17 protein-coding genes are annotated in these 13808 nt (G+C 72.3%); 10 read left to right on the forward strand and 7 right to left on the reverse strand.

What is annotated here, in order from left to right; genetic code table 11:
* Positions 1–17 precede the first annotated feature (17 nt).
* Both AMK25_RS18940 and AMK25_RS18945 read right to left on the reverse strand, forming a co-directional pair.
* A complete protein-coding gene (locus AMK25_RS18940; RefSeq protein WP_073829678.1) occupies positions 18–656 on the reverse strand; it encodes an HAD family hydrolase in 639 nt (212 codons plus the stop codon).
* 115 nt (positions 657–771) lie between these two features.
* Positions 772–1515, reverse strand: coding sequence for a neutral zinc metallopeptidase (locus AMK25_RS18945; RefSeq protein ID WP_073830019.1), 744 nt, complete (start codon positions 1513–1515; stop codon positions 772–774).
* Positions 1516–1687: 172 nt separating this feature from the next.
* On the opposite strand from AMK25_RS18945, the gene AMK25_RS18950 reads away from it, so the two are divergent.
* Positions 1688–2053, forward strand: a complete 366-nt coding sequence (locus tag AMK25_RS18950; protein WP_073829679.1) for a hypothetical protein — start codon at positions 1688–1690, stop codon at positions 2051–2053.
* A gap of 9 nt (positions 2054–2062) precedes the next feature.
* Here the strand turns inward: AMK25_RS18950 and AMK25_RS18955 are convergent, their stop codons facing one another.
* On the reverse strand, positions 2063–2242 hold the full coding sequence (locus AMK25_RS18955) for a hypothetical protein (protein WP_043324402.1): 180 nt from the start codon (positions 2240–2242) through the stop codon (positions 2063–2065).
* On the opposite strand from AMK25_RS18955, the gene AMK25_RS31985 reads away from it, so the two are divergent.
* Positions 2241–2420, forward strand: a complete 180-nt coding sequence (locus AMK25_RS31985) for a hypothetical protein (RefSeq protein WP_143194756.1) — start codon at positions 2241–2243, stop codon at positions 2418–2420. The two genes, AMK25_RS18955 and AMK25_RS31985, sit on opposite strands and share 2 nt — an antisense overlap.
* On the opposite strand, the gene AMK25_RS18960 is transcribed toward AMK25_RS31985, so the two are convergent.
* Entirely contained in the window at positions 2421–3086 is a 666-nt protein-coding gene (locus AMK25_RS18960) for a cation transporter (RefSeq protein ID WP_073830020.1), read from the reverse strand.
* Positions 3086–3412 carry an ArsR/SmtB family transcription factor gene (locus AMK25_RS18965; protein WP_073829680.1) on the reverse strand — a complete coding sequence of 109 codons (327 nt, stop codon included), beginning with the start codon at positions 3410–3412 and terminating at the stop codon, positions 3086–3088. Before AMK25_RS18965 ends, AMK25_RS18960 begins: the two co-directional genes overlap by 1 nt.
* An 86-nt stretch (positions 3413–3498) precedes the next feature.
* Here AMK25_RS18965 and AMK25_RS18970 point away from each other — a divergent pair, with 86 nt between their 5' ends.
* The 5 genes from AMK25_RS18970 to AMK25_RS18990 all read left to right on the forward strand — a co-directional run bounded on the left by AMK25_RS18970 (position 3499) and on the right by AMK25_RS18990 (position 6364).
* Positions 3499–3828: a hypothetical protein gene (locus tag AMK25_RS18970; protein ID WP_073829681.1), complete on the forward strand. Its 330-nt coding sequence runs from the start codon at positions 3499–3501 to the stop codon at positions 3826–3828.
* Positions 3828–4250, forward strand: a complete 423-nt coding sequence (locus AMK25_RS18975; RefSeq protein ID WP_073829682.1) for a MerR family transcriptional regulator — start codon at positions 3828–3830, stop codon at positions 4248–4250. The genes AMK25_RS18970 and AMK25_RS18975 overlap by 1 nt, the downstream gene beginning before the upstream one ends.
* Before the next feature lie 3 nt (positions 4251–4253).
* A complete protein-coding gene (locus AMK25_RS18980; protein WP_073829683.1) occupies positions 4254–4589 on the forward strand; it encodes a YnfA family protein in 336 nt (111 codons plus the stop codon).
* 75 nt (positions 4590–4664) lie between these two features.
* On the forward strand, positions 4665–5663 hold the full coding sequence (locus tag AMK25_RS18985; protein ID WP_073829684.1) for an RNA polymerase subunit sigma-70: 999 nt from the start codon (positions 4665–4667) through the stop codon (positions 5661–5663).
* A gap of 11 nt (positions 5664–5674) precedes the next feature.
* A complete protein-coding gene (locus AMK25_RS18990; protein ID WP_241826408.1) occupies positions 5675–6364 on the forward strand; it encodes a DUF6069 family protein in 690 nt (229 codons plus the stop codon).
* Between the two features lie 51 nt (positions 6365–6415).
* On the opposite strand, the gene AMK25_RS18995 is transcribed toward AMK25_RS18990, so the two are convergent.
* Positions 6416–7183, reverse strand: a complete 768-nt coding sequence (locus AMK25_RS18995) for a helix-turn-helix domain-containing protein (RefSeq protein WP_198937574.1) — start codon at positions 7181–7183, stop codon at positions 6416–6418.
* A gap of 80 nt (positions 7184–7263) precedes the next feature.
* On the opposite strand from AMK25_RS18995, the gene AMK25_RS19000 reads away from it, so the two are divergent.
* Positions 7264–7653, forward strand: a complete 390-nt coding sequence (locus tag AMK25_RS19000) for a nuclear transport factor 2 family protein (protein WP_073830022.1) — start codon at positions 7264–7266, stop codon at positions 7651–7653.
* Positions 7654–7975: 322 nt separating this feature from the next.
* On the opposite strand, the gene metH is transcribed toward AMK25_RS19000, so the two are convergent.
* Complete coding sequence (gene metH / locus AMK25_RS19005) at positions 7976–11491, reverse strand: methionine synthase (protein WP_198937578.1); 3516 nt, start codon at positions 11489–11491, stop codon at positions 7976–7978.
* 240 nt (positions 11492–11731) lie between these two features.
* On the opposite strand from metH, the gene AMK25_RS19010 reads away from it, so the two are divergent.
* Positions 11732–12601 carry a PAC2 family protein gene (locus tag AMK25_RS19010; protein ID WP_030504102.1) on the forward strand — a complete coding sequence of 290 codons (870 nt, stop codon included), beginning with the start codon at positions 11732–11734 and terminating at the stop codon, positions 12599–12601.
* A 115-nt stretch (positions 12602–12716) separates the two neighbouring features.
* The gene (locus AMK25_RS19015) at positions 12717–13508 is read left to right on the forward strand and encodes a GntR family transcriptional regulator (RefSeq protein ID WP_073829687.1); all 792 of its coding nucleotides are present in this window, start codon (positions 12717–12719) and stop codon (positions 13506–13508) included.
* The last annotated feature ends 300 nt before the right edge of the window (positions 13509–13808 follow it).

Raw genomic sequence — 13808 nt, forward strand, 5'->3', positions numbered from 1 at the left:
ATAAGAAGGGGCCCTTCCTAACGGTTGAGCAGGGCCGCGAGCAGCTCCAGGTCCGCCCCGAGCAGGCTCTCCACCTGGTGTACGCCGTCGGCGGGCGCGAGCGGCACCTCGGCCGGTACGGCCAGCACCGCCGCCCCGGCTGCGAGGGCGCTCGCAACGCCGGTGGGTGAGTCCTCGATCGCCACGCACCGCTCGACCGGCACGCCCAGCAGTCGCGCGGCCGTCAGGTACGGCTCCGGGTGCGGCTTGGCCGCGTCCACCTCGTCGCCGCAGACCACCGCGTCGAAGCTGTCCCGGCCCAGCGTGTCCAGGGCCACCTCGACCAGGGACCGGCCGCTGGAGGTGACCAGCGCGGTGGGGATGCCGGCGTCGCGTACCGCCCGCAGCAGCGCCAGCGCGCCCGGACGCCACCGCAGCCCGGTGCGGAACAGGTCCAGGATCCGGGCGCTGATCCAGTCGGCGCTCTCCTGCACGTCCCGTTGCGGCTGGCCCAGGTCGTCGTGCACGATCCGCATCGCGTCGGCCATCCCGGTGCCGACGATCGCGCGGCGGGCGTCGTCGGACAGGACACCGCCGTACACGGCGGCCAGCTCCTGCAACGCGACGTCCCACAGTTTCTCGCTGTCGACCAGGGTGCCGTCCATGTCGAAGAGCACGGCGGCGGGGTGCTTGCTGATCAGCGGGGGCCTCCTTCGGTACGCGTACCCCGCCGATCCTGCCAGCCGCGCCGGGCCCGCCCGCCACCGTCCCCGATCGGGGTGACCCGCGGCATCACCCGAGGCCGCACGCGCCCAGCGACTTCTCGTACCCCCGGAAGAACGAGTCGCTGCGCTGCTCGGCGGTGCCGTGCGAGCCCTCGGCGAACCACGGCTGGTCGGGGTCGTCGCCGACCGCCAGCAGCCCTTCCCGGAACTCCTCCAGGTCACCGTCCTCCAGCTCCAGCGCTCCGGAACGCACGCTGTCCCCGAGGTACGCGCCGGCCATGCAGTCGGCCTGCAGTTCCTGCTGGATGGTGAAGTTGTAGCGGATGCCCAGCCGCACCTGCATGCCATGGGCGTACTCGTGGCCGAGCAGGTAGAACAGGAACGCGTCGCCGATCTGCCGGAACGCCGCCACCGACCAGTTCACGTCGTAGGCGATGAAGTCGCCGGCCGAGCAGTACACCGCGTTGTTGCGCGGCAGCGCCTGCCCGGCGCAGGCCACCTCGCCCTCTCGGCTGTAAGGCACCACCCGCCGGATCGGGGTGAAGCGCTGACCGGAGGCGCGGAACTGCTGCGCCCAGTAGCGTTCGGCCAGCCGGACCGCGTCCTCGATGTCCTGCTTGAACTCGGCGACGCTCGTGGTGCCGTCCGCCCGGGTGGTCTGCGAGTCGGGCTGCGCGCTGCGCCGGGGTGCGGGCTGCTGCTGCGGCTCGCCCTGGTCGACGCCGCCGGCCATGCAGCCGGCTGCCACCAGCGCGGCCACCACCAGTCCGGCGACCGGCCCGCGCCCCTGACGTCCCGCCCTGTCCCCCACCATGACCTCCCGGCTGTCGTGCCCGTGTCCCGCAGCAGTACCCCCGGCGGACGCCGGTGATGCTCACCGGCTCACACGCACCGCCACCGGGAAACGTTCACCGGGTGCCGGGCGACGGCGTCCCGGGCGTCCGCGCCGGTCACCCTGGATCGGCCCGGGTACCGTCGCCGGGATGGAGCCGCGCCCGTCGTACGCCGGAATTGTCTACTGGCGACGTAGCCTCTGGAACGGCCTGCGGTGCGTGCCGGTGCTGATGACGCTCGACGAGGGCTGGCTGCGGGCCGGCGACCGGCGCGGCGCGGAGGTGTTCGCCGCGCCCGCCGGGCAGGTCGGGGCCCGGGGAACGATCTTCGGCACGATGCTGCTCACCGTCGGCGGCCACCGGTACGCCCTGGTCGGCGTGGGCGCCACCGTCTCACCGTCACCGAGCAGGGAACAACTGCGGCGGCTGGAGGAACTCACCGCCCGCGCCGAGCCGGTTGCCGACCTCGCGTCCTGGTGGGAGACGCTGGCGCGGGCCGGCGTGACGGTGCGCTGACCGGCGCGGTCAGTCCAGGCCGCGCATGATGTGCGGCTCGCCGTCGTCGTCGCCGAAGCAGCGGTGCAGCACCTGGGCACGCGCCCACAGGTCCAGGCTGCTCGGCGGTCCGACCGGCCCGGTGCCAGCGGGCGCGCTCAGCACGGGAGCCGGGTCCGGCGGGACCTGCGACGTCACCTCGTCGGTCATGTCCGCCCCTTTCGTCGTACCCATGCTCGCCCTCGGGCGTTTCCGCCACGTCAACGCCGACGGCGCGGGCGTGGACGCGGCGTCTGATCCGGCGTCGGCCCGTACTCCGGTGACGGTAGCCCGCCGGGCCGTCGAGCACAGCCGTATTCCCGACGTCGCCGCAGGTCGCGGCCGGTGATCACGCCTGCGGGCCCGGCGGACCGCAGGCGGCGCAGCAGGTCTCGCCGCGCCAGGCGTCGCGGCCCTCACGGACCGCGACCACGGCGATCACCAGCGCCGCGACCGGGTCGGCCCAGGACCATCCGAACAGGCCGTTGAGGGCAAGCCCGACGAGCAGAACCACCGAGAGGTACGTGCACAGCAGCGTCTGCTTCGAGTCGGCCACCGCCGACCGGGAGCCGAGTTCACGGCCGGCGCGCCGCTGCGCGGCCGAGAGCACCGGCATCACGATCACCGAGAGCCCGGCGAGCGCCAGCCCGACCGGCGAGTGCGCGGCCTCGGCGCCACCGAGCAGCGCCCGGACCGCCTCGACGGTGACGTACGCGGCGAGCGCGAAGAACGACACCGCGATGACGCGCAGGGCGACCCGCTCCCGGGCCTGCGGGTCCGGGCCGGCGAACTGCCAGGCCACCGCCGCCGCGGAGGCCACCTCGACGACCGAGTCGAGGCCGAAACCGATCAGCGCGGTCGAGGACGCGACGGTACCCGCGCCGATCGCCACCACCGCCTCGATCACGTTGTAGGTGATCGTCGCGGCGACCAGCAGCCGAACCCGGCGGGTGAGCAGCGCGCGGCGGGCCGGCACCGGGCCGGCGGGCGCGGCGGGGATCAGCGGCAGGCTCATCAGCAGCACCCGTTCGCCGCGTCCGGGCAGGCGGCCGGGTCGACCGCGAGCACGACACCGACCAGGTCGCCGAGCGCGTGGGCGAGGCGGGCGTCGGCCAGCTCGTAGCGGGTGCGGCGCCCCTCCGGTACGGCCACGACCAGGCCGCAGCCGCGCAGGCAGGCGAGGTGGTTGGACAGGTTCTGCCGACTGGTGCCGAGCGCCTCGGCCAGTTCGGCCGGGTAGCCGGGTCCGTCGCGCAGGGCCAGCAGCAGCCCGGCGCGCAGCGGGTCGGACAGTGCGTGACCGAAACGGGACAACGCCTGGGAGTGGTGCAGCGTCCGCATGCCGCGACTGTACAGCGTCTGCTGTATTCACGAGGTGATGTACCGGCGCTTGCATCCGGTACCCGGTACGGGCTTACCGTCGTGACGTGACCGACGACTCCTGGGTGCCCGACGCCTGCACGCTGCCCACCGCCGAACGGCCGCTGCGGCTGGCCGAATTCGACACGCTGTTCCGCGACGCGCTGCACGGCGTCGACCGGCTGACCGCCCGGCACCTGCGGCTGCACCTCGACGACGCAGCCGAACCGGCCGCCCGCGACCTGATCGCCCGCGAGTCGGCGTGCTGTTCGTTCTTCACGTTCGACCTCGCCCGCCCGGACGACAGCCCGCTGAGGCTCGACATCCGGGTTCCGGGCGCCCGTGTCGCCGAACTCGATGCCCTGGCCCAGCGGGCCACGGCCGCGCGGGGCCGGTGATGGGTGAGCCGGAGCTGCGCAGCGGCCAGGTCGCCGACGCGGCCGGGGTCAACGTGCAGACGCTGCGCTACTACGAACGGCGCGGGCTGCTGGCCGCGCCCCGGCGGTCGCCCGGCGGGCATCGGCTCTACCCGGCCGAGACGGTCACCCTGCTGCGGGTGGTGAAGGCCGCGCAACGTCTCGGCTTCACCCTCGCCGAGGTCGCGGACCTGCTTGCGGCCGGGCGGCACGACGCCGGCCTGCGGAACCGGGCCCACGACAAGCTCGCCGAGGTGGAACGGCGGCTGGCCGACCTCACCGCCGTGCGCGACACGCTGCGAGAGGCGATCTCGGCCGGCTGCGACGACCTGATCACCTGCGCCGGCAGCTCTCGCTGCCCGCTGCCCTTCGCCGGTCCGGACAACGGCCCGGCTACGGTCTGACGCATGACTGTCGTCCGGTCCATCCTGCTGTTCCTGGTCGCCGCGCTCGCCGAGATCGGCGGCGCCTGGCTGGTGTGGCAGGGCTGGCGGGAGAACCGCGGGCTGCTCTGGATCGCCGCCGGGGTGATCGCGCTCGGCGCCTACGGGTTCGTCGCCACGTTCCAGCCGGACCCGAACTTCGGCCGCATCCTCGCCGCCTACGGCGGCGTCTTCGTCGCCGGGTCGCTCGCCTGGGGCATGGTGGTCGACAAGTTCCGGCCCGACCGCTACGACCTCGCCGGCGCGGCCATCTGCCTGGTCGGCGTCGCCGTCATCATGTACGCCCCACGCGCGAGCTGACGTCGCGGTGATGAGTTTCCGCGCCCGTGCCCGTCACACAGACGACGGGACACGACGACGCGGGAGGATGACGTGATGGGCGCGGAGACGCGGCAGGCGGAGCTGGACGTACGCGACCTGGGCGAGGTCGACGAGCCGGCGTTCGCCGGGCTGGCGCAGCGGCACCGGCGGGAGCTGCACGTGCACTGCTACCGGATGCTCGGATCGTTCGAGGACGCCGAGGACACCGTCCAGGAGACGTTCCTGCGGGCCTGGCGGCGGCGCGAGACGTTCGCCGGACGCTCGACGTTCCGGGCCTGGCTGTACCGGATCGCCACGAACGCCTGCCTGGATCTGCTGGCCAAGTGCCGTCCCGAGCCGGCGAGCGGCGGCGAGGTGCGGTGGCTGCAGCCCTACCCGGACCGGCTGCTCGACGAACTGCCCGCCGCCGGCGCGGACGAGCCGGAGACGGTCGCGGTGGCGCGGGAGACGATCGAGCTGGCGTACCTGGTCGCGGTGCAACATCTCGCACCGCGCCCCCGTGCCGTGCTGATCCTGCGGGACGTGCTCGGCTGGCCGGCGAAGGACGTCGCGGAACTGCTCGGCGACTCCGTCAACTCGGTGAACAGCGCGTTGCAGCGCGCCCGCGCGGGCATGCGGGAGCACCTGCCGGCGCAGCGGCAGGACTGGACCGGCGGCGAGGAGGACGCCGGTACGCGCGAGCTGGTGCGCCGCTTCACCGACGCCAGCCTGGCCAAGGACGTCGGCCGGCTCGCCGCGCTGCTGCGCGAGGACGTGCGGTGCTCGATGCCGCCCACACCGGGCCTCCAGATCGGCCGCGACGCGGTGGTGAACGACTGGGTCGCGGACGGCTTCGAGAGCCTGGGCAGCCTGCGGGCCGTGCCCACCGCCGTGAACAGGCAGCCCGCCGTCGCGTTCTACCTCTGGCAGGACAGCGGCGGCGCGTACCTACCGCTCACCGTCGACGCCCTGCGTATCACCGGCGGAGCGATCACCGAGATCGTCACGTTCCACGCCGACCAGTTCCCGCGACTCGGGCTGCCGGACCGCCTGCCCGCCGACCGCACGCCGTAGTGCCCGCGCGGATGCTCGCGCTGCCCGGCGGCGCGCGTGTTCCGGTGGTCGCGACCCAGTGGCAGCACGCGTACGGCGTGGTCACGCGCGGGCGGGTGCAGCTGGAGCTGGGTGACGGCACTCCCGGCCCGGTCCTCGGCCGCGACGCCGGTTTCTGGCTGCGCGGCACCGGCGTACGCGCGCTGCGCAACCCCGGCCGTCGTACCGCGACGGTGCGGATCCTCACGCCTCACCTCGAACCATGGAGGAACGACATGACCAGCAGCACGAACACCGGAGCCGACCTCGCCTCAGGCCGTACCGGCCGGCCGCGCCGCTTCCGGCGGCTCGCGGTCACCGGCGTCATCGCCACGGTAGCGGCCATGACTGCCACACCGGTCGCCGCCGCGCTCGCCCGGGCCGCAGGCGTCGACTTCGCGATCCCCGACGGCGGTGACGAGACGATCCCGTTGGGCGGGTTCGCCGTGGTGACGGGATTCTTCTCGCTCGTGGGCGTCGTCATCGCCGCCGGCCTGCTGCGGTGGAGCGCCCGCCCCGCCGAACGGTTCGTGTGGACGGCGGTGGCGCTGACCGCGCTGTCGCTGGTCCCGCCGTTCCTCGTCGGGGCCGCCGCCACGACCAGCATCACACTGGTCGGGCTGCACGTTCTCGCGGCGGCGGTGATGATCCCCGCCCTGACGCGGAGCCTCCGGACCCGATGATCACCTGGCGGCGCACGTCAGTTCACCTCGAACGACCGGAGAGTGCTTGCACTACTTCATGAAGTAGGCGGCGCTCTCCGCGTCTGCCGGGTAGTAGGACTCGATCGCGACCTCGTCGATCGTGATGTCCATCGGGGTACCGAATGTGGTGATGGTCGAGAACAGCCGCAGCTCTCGCCCGCCGACGCTGAGGATCATCGGGAGCACGACGCCGTCGTCGATCCGGTGGTCTGACGCGTCGTCGGGCTCGGGCGCCAGGAGCTCCTCGTAGAGTGCGGTGAGTTCAGGGTCGGGAGCTGCGGCGAGCTGGCGTGAGATCCGCGTGCGGAACACCGCGCGCACGTCGGCCAGGTTGACGACCATGCGAGCGAGCCCGCGCGGGTCCAGCCCCAGCCGCACCAGGTTGACCGGCGGCCGCAGCAGGTCGGGAGCCACCTGTGCGAAGAACCGGTCGACGGCGCGATTGGTCATCACGATGTTCCACCGGCGGTCGAATGCCACGGCTGGATACGGCTCGTGTGCGTGGAGCACCCGGCGGATCGCGTCATGGACGGCCGACAGTGCGATGTCGTGGAGTGGACGCTCGGTATACCGGGGGGCGAAGCCGCCGGCGAGCAGGAGCCGGTTGCGCTCACGTAGCGGCACGTGGAGCTGGGCCGCGAGCCGCAGGATCATGTCAGCGCTCGGCTGGGATCTACCCGTCTCGACCAGGCTGACGTGCCGAGCAGAGACGTCCGCCGCGATAGCAAGATCGAGTTGACTGAGTCCTCGGCGTTGCCGCCACTGCCGTAGGAGTTCCCCGACCGTGTACACGATCATGAAGCGTACCCATCGATGAGCCGGGCGCCATGAAATCCGATGTCATCGACAAGCGACGCGGGCGCGGAAACACTGCGTCCATGACCACGGAGAACAAGAACCTCGTCCAACGGGCGCTGGCAGGGCTGATCGAGACTGGTGACGTGGACGCGCTCGCACAGTTTCTCAGTGATGACTTCGTCCACCACAGGCCGGGCTCGACCACATCGACCAAAGGGGAATGGCTCGCCGCCGTCCGCGCTGCGCTGGCACCCCTCGTCGGCATGCAGGTCGAGATTCATCAGGTGCTGGCCGACGACGACCACGTCGTGGTGCACTCGCGACGCTGGCTTCCAGACGCAGGACCGGAAATTGCTGTCGTCGACATCTGGCGGATCGACGACGGGCTGATCGCCGAGGGGTGGGAGATCATCGAGCCGGTCGCCCAGGCGGCCGCCAATCTGGAGTGGTGGAACCTTCCTCAGCGCTGAACGTGGGAAGTACGATGCCCACCTCGCCGAACGCGCCGAACGCCCAACCAGGTTCGCGTTTCTACATGATCGGATTGCCGCCGTGGTGACCGGACACCGGTTGGGCTGCCATTCTCGGAACAGGCTGCCGGTCGTGCACGGATCCACCGATGTCGACCGGCAGCCGTCGACAACGTTCTCGGTCTGCGCACCTGGGCTGCTACGGCTGTGCAACGCGGTGCACTCGCGGCGAAGCCGTTCACGTACGCGGTCACGTTCTTCCTCACCGCCGGGACGGTCACCTGACCACGCATCCGACTGCCTCTATGCGCCCCCGAGGGCGTCACTTGGCGTTGAAGTAGTTCGCCTCCGGGTGGTGCACCACGATCGCGTCGGTGGCCTGTTCCGGCACCAACTGGAACTCCTCGGACAACTGCACCCCGATCCGCTCCGCGCCCAGCAGCTCCACGATCTTCGCCCGGTCCTCCAGGTCCGGGCAGGCCGGGTAGCCGAACGCGTACCGGCAGCCCCGGTAGTCGGTGCGCAACAGACCCGCCAGGTCAGCCGGATCCTCGTCGGCCACGGTGCCGCCGCCGGGCAGCACCAGCTCGGCGCGGATCCGCCGGTGCCAGTACTCCGCCAGCGCCTCGGTGAGCTGCACCGACAGGCCGTGCACCTCCAGGTAGTCGCGGTACTCGTTGCCGGCGAACATCTTCGCCGTGTACTCGCTGATCGGCTGCCCGACGGTGACCAACTGCAACGCCACCACGTCGAGCTGGTCGCCCTTGGGCCGGAAGAAGTCGGCCAGGCACAGCCGCCGCTCCTGCCGCTGCCGGGGGAAGGAGAACCGGGCCCGCTCGCTGTGCCCGTTCTCGTCCAGCACCACCAGGTCGTTGCCCTCGGAGTACGCCGGGAAGTAGCCGTACACCACGGCCGCCTCCAGCACCTGGTCGGAGATCAGGCGGTCCAGCCAGTACCGCAGCCGGGGCCGGCCCTCGGTCTCGACCAGTTCCTCGTACGACGGGCCCTTGCCGCCGCGGGCGCCGCGCAGCCCCCACTGGCCCAGGAACGTGGCCCGCTCGTCCAGCAGCGCCGCGTAGTCGGCCAGCGGCACACCCTTGACGACGCGGGTGCCGAAGAACGGCGGCTTCGGCACGGCCACGTCCGCCGCCACGTCGGAGCGGACCGAAGCGTCGTCCAGTTCGGGCAACGCCTCGCGGACCTGCGCCCGCTGCCGCTCGCGGCGCTCCCGGCGGGCCGCCAGTGCCGCCTCGCGCTCCGGGTCGACCACCGGCGCGCCGCCGCGCTTGGCCGCCATCACGCGGTCCATCAGGGACAGCCCTTCGAACGCGTCGCGGGCGTAGTGCACCTGGCCCGGGTAGATCGACCGCAGGTCGTCCTCGACGTACGCGCGGGTCAGCGCCGCGCCGCCGAGCAGCACCGGCCAGCGCTCGGCGACGCCACGGGAGGCCATCTCGGCCAGGTTCTCCTTCATGATGACGGTGCTCTTGACCAGCAGGCCGGACATGCCGATGGCGTCGGCCCGGTGCTCCTCCGCCGCGTCGAGGATCGCGTTGATCGGCTGCTTGATGCCGATGTTCACCACGTCGTAGCCGTTGTTGGACAGGATGATGTCGACCAGGTTCTTGCCGATGTCGTGCACGTCGCCCTTGACGGTGGCGAGCACGATGCGGCCCTTGCCGTCGTCGTCGGTCTTCTCCATGTGCGGCTCCAGGTAGGCCACCGCGGTCTTCATCACCTCGGCGGACTGGAGCACGAACGGCAACTGCATCTGGCCCGAGCCGAACAGCTCGCCGACCACCTTCATGCCGTCCAGCAGCAGGTCGTTGATGATGGACAGCGGCGTACGCCCCTGCGCCATCGCGGTGTCCAGGTCGGCCTCCAGGCCGTTGCGCTCGCCGTCGATGATCCGCCGCTTGAGCCGCTCGTCCAGCGGCAGCGCGGCCAGTTCCTCGGCCCGGGTGGCGCGCGCCGACGCCGCGTCCACGCCCTCGAATGCCTCGATGAACCGCTGCACCGGGTCGTAGCCCTCGCGGCGCCGGTCGTAGACCAGGTCGAGCGCCACCTCGCGCTGCTCGTCCGGGATCCGCGACATCGGCAGGATCTTGCTGGCGTGCACGATCGCCGAGGTCAGCCCGGCCTGGGCGCACTCGTGCAGGAACACGGAGTTGAGCACCTGCCGGGCCGCCGGGTTGAGGCCGAACGACACGTTGGAGATGCCGGCGGTGAAGTTGACGCCCGGGTAGCGCGCCGCGATCTCCCGGATCGCCTCGATCGTCTCGATGCCGTCGCGGCGGGTCTCCTCCTGCCCGGTGGCGATCGGGAACGTCAGCGCGTCGATGAGGATGTCCTCCCGGCGCATCCCCCACCGGCCGGTCAGGTCGTCGATCAGCCGGGAGGCCACCCGTACCTTCCACTCGCGGGTGCGGGCCTGGCCCTCCTCGTCGATGAGCAGCGCCACGACGGCGGCGCCGTGCTCCCGGACCACCGGCATGATCCGCGCGTAGCGGGACTCGGGGCCGTCGCCGTCCTCGAAGTTGACCGAGTTGACCACGCACCGGCCGCCGAGCATCTCCAGCCCGGCCTCGATCACCGCCGGCTCGGTGGAGTCCAGCACGATCGGCAGCGTCGAGGCGGTGGCGAAGCGGCCGGCCAGCTCCCGCATGTCCTGCGTGCCGTCGCGGCCCACGTAGTCGACGCAGAGGTCGAGCAGGTGCGAGCCGTCCCGGGCCTGGCTGCGGGCGACCTCCACGCAGGCCTGCCAGTCCCCGGCGAGCATCGACTCGCGGAACGCCTTCGAGCCGTTGGCGTTGGTCCGCTCCCCCACCATCAGGATGCTGGCGTCCTGGGCGAACGGCACGTGGTGGTAGATCGAGGAGACCCCGGCCTCCGGCTTCGGCTCCCGCGCCACCGGCGCCCGCCCGCCCAGCCGCTCCACCAGCACCCGGATGTGCTCCGGGGTGGTGCCGCAGCAGCCGCCGATCAGGCCCACGCCGTAGTCGGTGACGAACTGCTCCAGCGCGTCGGCCAACTCGTCCGGGCTGAGCGGGAAGTACGCCCCGTCGGCGGTCAGCACCGGCAGGCCCGCGTTCGGCATCACCGAGATCGGGATACGCGAGTGCTGCGCCAGGTAGCGCAGGTGCTCGCCCATCTCCGCCGGGCCGGTGGAGCAGTTCAGGCCGATCAGGTCGACGCCGAGCGGCTCGATGGCGGTCAGCGCGGCGCCGATCTCGCTGCCCAGCAGCATGGTGCCGGTGGTCTCCACGGCCACCTGACAGATGATCGGCACGTCCCGGCCCGCCTCGGCGCGGGCCCGCTTCGACCCGACCACCGCCGCCTTGACCTGGAGCAGGTCCTGGCAGGTCTCGATGATCAGCCCGTCCGCCCCACCGGCGATCAGGCCGGCGGCGTTCTCCTGGTACGCGTCGCGCAGCGAGGCGTAGCTCGCGTGCCCGAGCGTGGGCAGCTTGGTGCCCGGACCCATCGAGCCGAGCACGAACCGGGGGTGCTCCGGCGACGCGTACGCGTCGGCCGCCTCCCGCGCGATCCGCGCGCCCGCCTCGGACAGCTCCCGGATGCGGCCGGGGATGCCGTACTCGGCGAGGTTGGGCAGGTTCGCGCCGAACGTGTTGGTCTCCACGCAGTCCGCGCCGGCTGCCAGGTAGGCGTCGTGCACGCCGCGGACCACGTCCGGCCGGGTCACGTTGAGGATCTCGTTGCAGCCTTCCAGGCCGTCGAAGTCGTCAAGGGTGAGGTCGGCCGCCTGGAGCATCGTCCCCATCGCGCCGTCCGCGATCAGGATCCGATCCGCCAGGAGGTCACGCAACGAAATAGGCACATGGCCCAGGTTAGTGCGCCCGAGTACGGCAGACTCACCCGAACCGGGCCTTCCCACATACTGCCCGGCGGACCGCGTACGTCTTTGCGCCGGTTCGCCCGGGTGGTCGGGCTCGGCGACCGGCGCGGCCGACGGGCCCGCTCCGGCGGCGGCACGTAGGCTGGCGGACGTGAAGGACAACAGGGGTGCGACAGTGCGACGGGGCGACGCCGCGCCCGACGAGCAGGGTGAGGTGACGGCGTGACCGAGTTCGACGGGCTGCCGGTACTGCGCTCGCCGGTCGCCATCGCGGCCTTCGAGGGCTGGAACGACGCCGCCGACGCCTCCACCGCCGCCGTGGAACACCTGGAGCAGGTCTGGCAGGCCCGGCAGGTGACCGAGCTGGACCCGGAGGACTTCTACGACTTCCAGGTGAGCCGTCCGACGATCACCATGGCCGACGGCGAGACCCGGCGCGTCGAGTGGCCCACCACCCGCTTCATGGTGGCCAGCCCGGAGGGCACCGAGCGGGACGTGGTGCTGATCCGCGGCATCGAGCCGAGCATGCGCTGGCGTACCTTCTGCGAGCAGGTGCTGGAGATCTGCCACAGCCTGGAGGTCGAGCGGGTGGTGCTGCTCGGCGCGTTGCTCGCCGACGTGCCGTACACCCGGCCGCTGCCGATCAGCGGCAGCGCGTCGGACGCCGACGCGGCCAAGCGCTACCAGCTCACCCCCACCCGGTACGACGGGCCGACGGGCATCGTCGGCGTGCTGCACGACGCCTGCACCCGCGCCGAGGTCGACGCGGTGTCGTTCTGGGTGCACGTGCCGCACTACGCGAACAACCCGCCCTGCCCGAAGGCCACCCTGGCGCTGCTGCACCGCGTCGAGGAGGTGCTCGACCTGCCGGTGCCGATGGCCGACCTGGCCGAGGAGGCAGCCGAGTGGGAGCAGCGGGTACGCAGCGCCGCCGAACAGGACGCCGAACTCGGCGAGTACGTGCGTGAGCTGGAGGAACGGGTCGGCGACGCCGGCATCACCCCGTTGACCGGGGACGAGATCGCCCAGGAGTTCGAGAAGTACCTGCGCCGCCGCGGCGGTTCCGCCGGACCGACAGCGGGTTCCTGGTAGCCCTGTTCCGCCGAAGCCGGGTCCCGTAGTTGGGGCCCGGCTTCTTCGTGTCCGGGGTGGCGGCGTCACACCCTCTAGGGCATCCTAGGAACCTAGCTGTTCTGAGGAGGCCCGGATGCAGATCAACCCCGGCGCGGCCGAGTTCCCGCACCGGCAGATCGCCGCGCAGCTCAAGGCCCAGGTGCGCCGCGGCGACTGGGGTCCCGGCGAGCGGCTGCCGTCCATCCCGGCCATCGCCGAGATGTTCGGCGTCGCGAAGCAGACCGTCCAGCGCGCCGTCGACCAGCTGCGGGTCGAAGGCATCCTGATCACCAAACCCGGCTCCGGTACGTACGTCCGGGGCACCCGGCGCCGCCTCAACCGCCTGTCCCGGGGCCGGTACGGTGGCTTCCGCGGCTACCACACCGACCTGGCCGCCCGGTACCGTCAGCAGCTCGTCTCGGTCGGCCGCTCCCCCGCCCCGGCCGAGGTGGCCGACGCGTTCGGCGTCGCCGACGGCACCGAACTGCTCTGCCGGCGACACCTGGTACGCACCGACGACTCCCCGGTCGAGGTCGGCGCGTCGTGGTTCCTGCCCGCCGACACCGCCGGCACCTCACTGGAGCGCGCCGAGGCGTTCGGCCGCCCCCTCTACCAGGAGGCCGAGGAGGTCACCGGCCGTCGGTACGTCACCGCCACCGACACGATCAGCGCGCGCCAGCCCAGCCGGGAGGAGGCGGAAATCCTCCAGATCCGCCCGGACACACCGGTGCTGCACCTGCTGCACGTGGCCTACGACGAGCGGCACAAGCCGATCGAGGTCGCACAGGCCACCTGGCCCGGCCCGATGACCACGCTCACCGAGGAGTACAAGATCCCCGCCCCCACCCCCGACCAGGACCCCGACCCCGGCCTGGTCCTGGGCTGACCGCCCATCCCCGCGCCCCGCGCCCCGCGCCCCGCGCCCCGCGCCCCGCGCCCCGGCGATCATGCGCACGCCTCGGCGATCTTGCACTTCGCGCCCCGGCAGATGGGGCATTTACGACGCCTCAAGGGCCACAAGCGCAAGATCGCTGAGGCGCACCGGCAGGGCCGGCGCCGCACGCACGCAGGCTCCCGGAAGGGCCGCGCCCGGGCGGAACTCCCCGGGCCGGGGCACGCGGGCGCAGCTCCCAGAACGGCCACGCCGGGGCGGAGTCCCGGCTCGGGCCATGCCGGGTGGAACACC

It is taken from the genome of Micromonospora sp. TSRI0369, from assembly GCF_001905625.1.
In the GTDB taxonomy this organism is placed as follows: Bacteria; Actinomycetota; Actinomycetes; order Mycobacteriales; family Micromonosporaceae; genus Micromonospora; species Micromonospora echinospora_A.

Bases quoted from the DNA above. Each gene is read 5' to 3' on its own strand.
- AMK25_RS18950 (WP_073829679.1), top strand. From the start codon at position 1,688: ATGGAGCCGCGCCCGTCGTACGCCGGAATTGTCTACTGGCGACGTAGC.
- AMK25_RS31985 (WP_143194756.1), top strand. From the start codon at position 2,241: ATGTCCGCCCCTTTCGTCGTACCCATGCTCGCCCTCGGGCGTTTCCGC.
- AMK25_RS18955 (WP_043324402.1), bottom strand. From the start codon at position 2,242: ATGACCGACGAGGTGACGTCGCAGGTCCCGCCGGACCCGGCTCCCGTG.
- AMK25_RS18960 (WP_073830020.1), bottom strand. From the start codon at position 3,086: ATGAGCCTGCCGCTGATCCCCGCCGCGCCCGCCGGCCCGGTGCCGGCC.
- AMK25_RS18965 (WP_073829680.1), bottom strand. From the start codon at position 3,412: ATGCGGACGCTGCACCACTCCCAGGCGTTGTCCCGTTTCGGTCACGCA.
- AMK25_RS18975 (WP_073829682.1), top strand. From the start codon at position 3,828: ATGGGTGAGCCGGAGCTGCGCAGCGGCCAGGTCGCCGACGCGGCCGGG.
- AMK25_RS18980 (WP_073829683.1), top strand. From the start codon at position 4,254: ATGACTGTCGTCCGGTCCATCCTGCTGTTCCTGGTCGCCGCGCTCGCC.
- AMK25_RS18985 (WP_073829684.1), top strand. From the start codon at position 4,665: ATGGGCGCGGAGACGCGGCAGGCGGAGCTGGACGTACGCGACCTGGGC.
- AMK25_RS18990 (WP_241826408.1), top strand. From the start codon at position 5,675: ATGCTCGCGCTGCCCGGCGGCGCGCGTGTTCCGGTGGTCGCGACCCAG.
- AMK25_RS18995 (WP_198937574.1), bottom strand. From the start codon at position 7,183: ATGATCGTGTACACGGTCGGGGAACTCCTACGGCAGTGGCGGCAACGC.
- AMK25_RS19000 (WP_073830022.1), top strand. From the start codon at position 7,264: ATGACCACGGAGAACAAGAACCTCGTCCAACGGGCGCTGGCAGGGCTG.
- AMK25_RS19015 (WP_073829687.1), top strand. From the start codon at position 12,717: ATGCAGATCAACCCCGGCGCGGCCGAGTTCCCGCACCGGCAGATCGCC.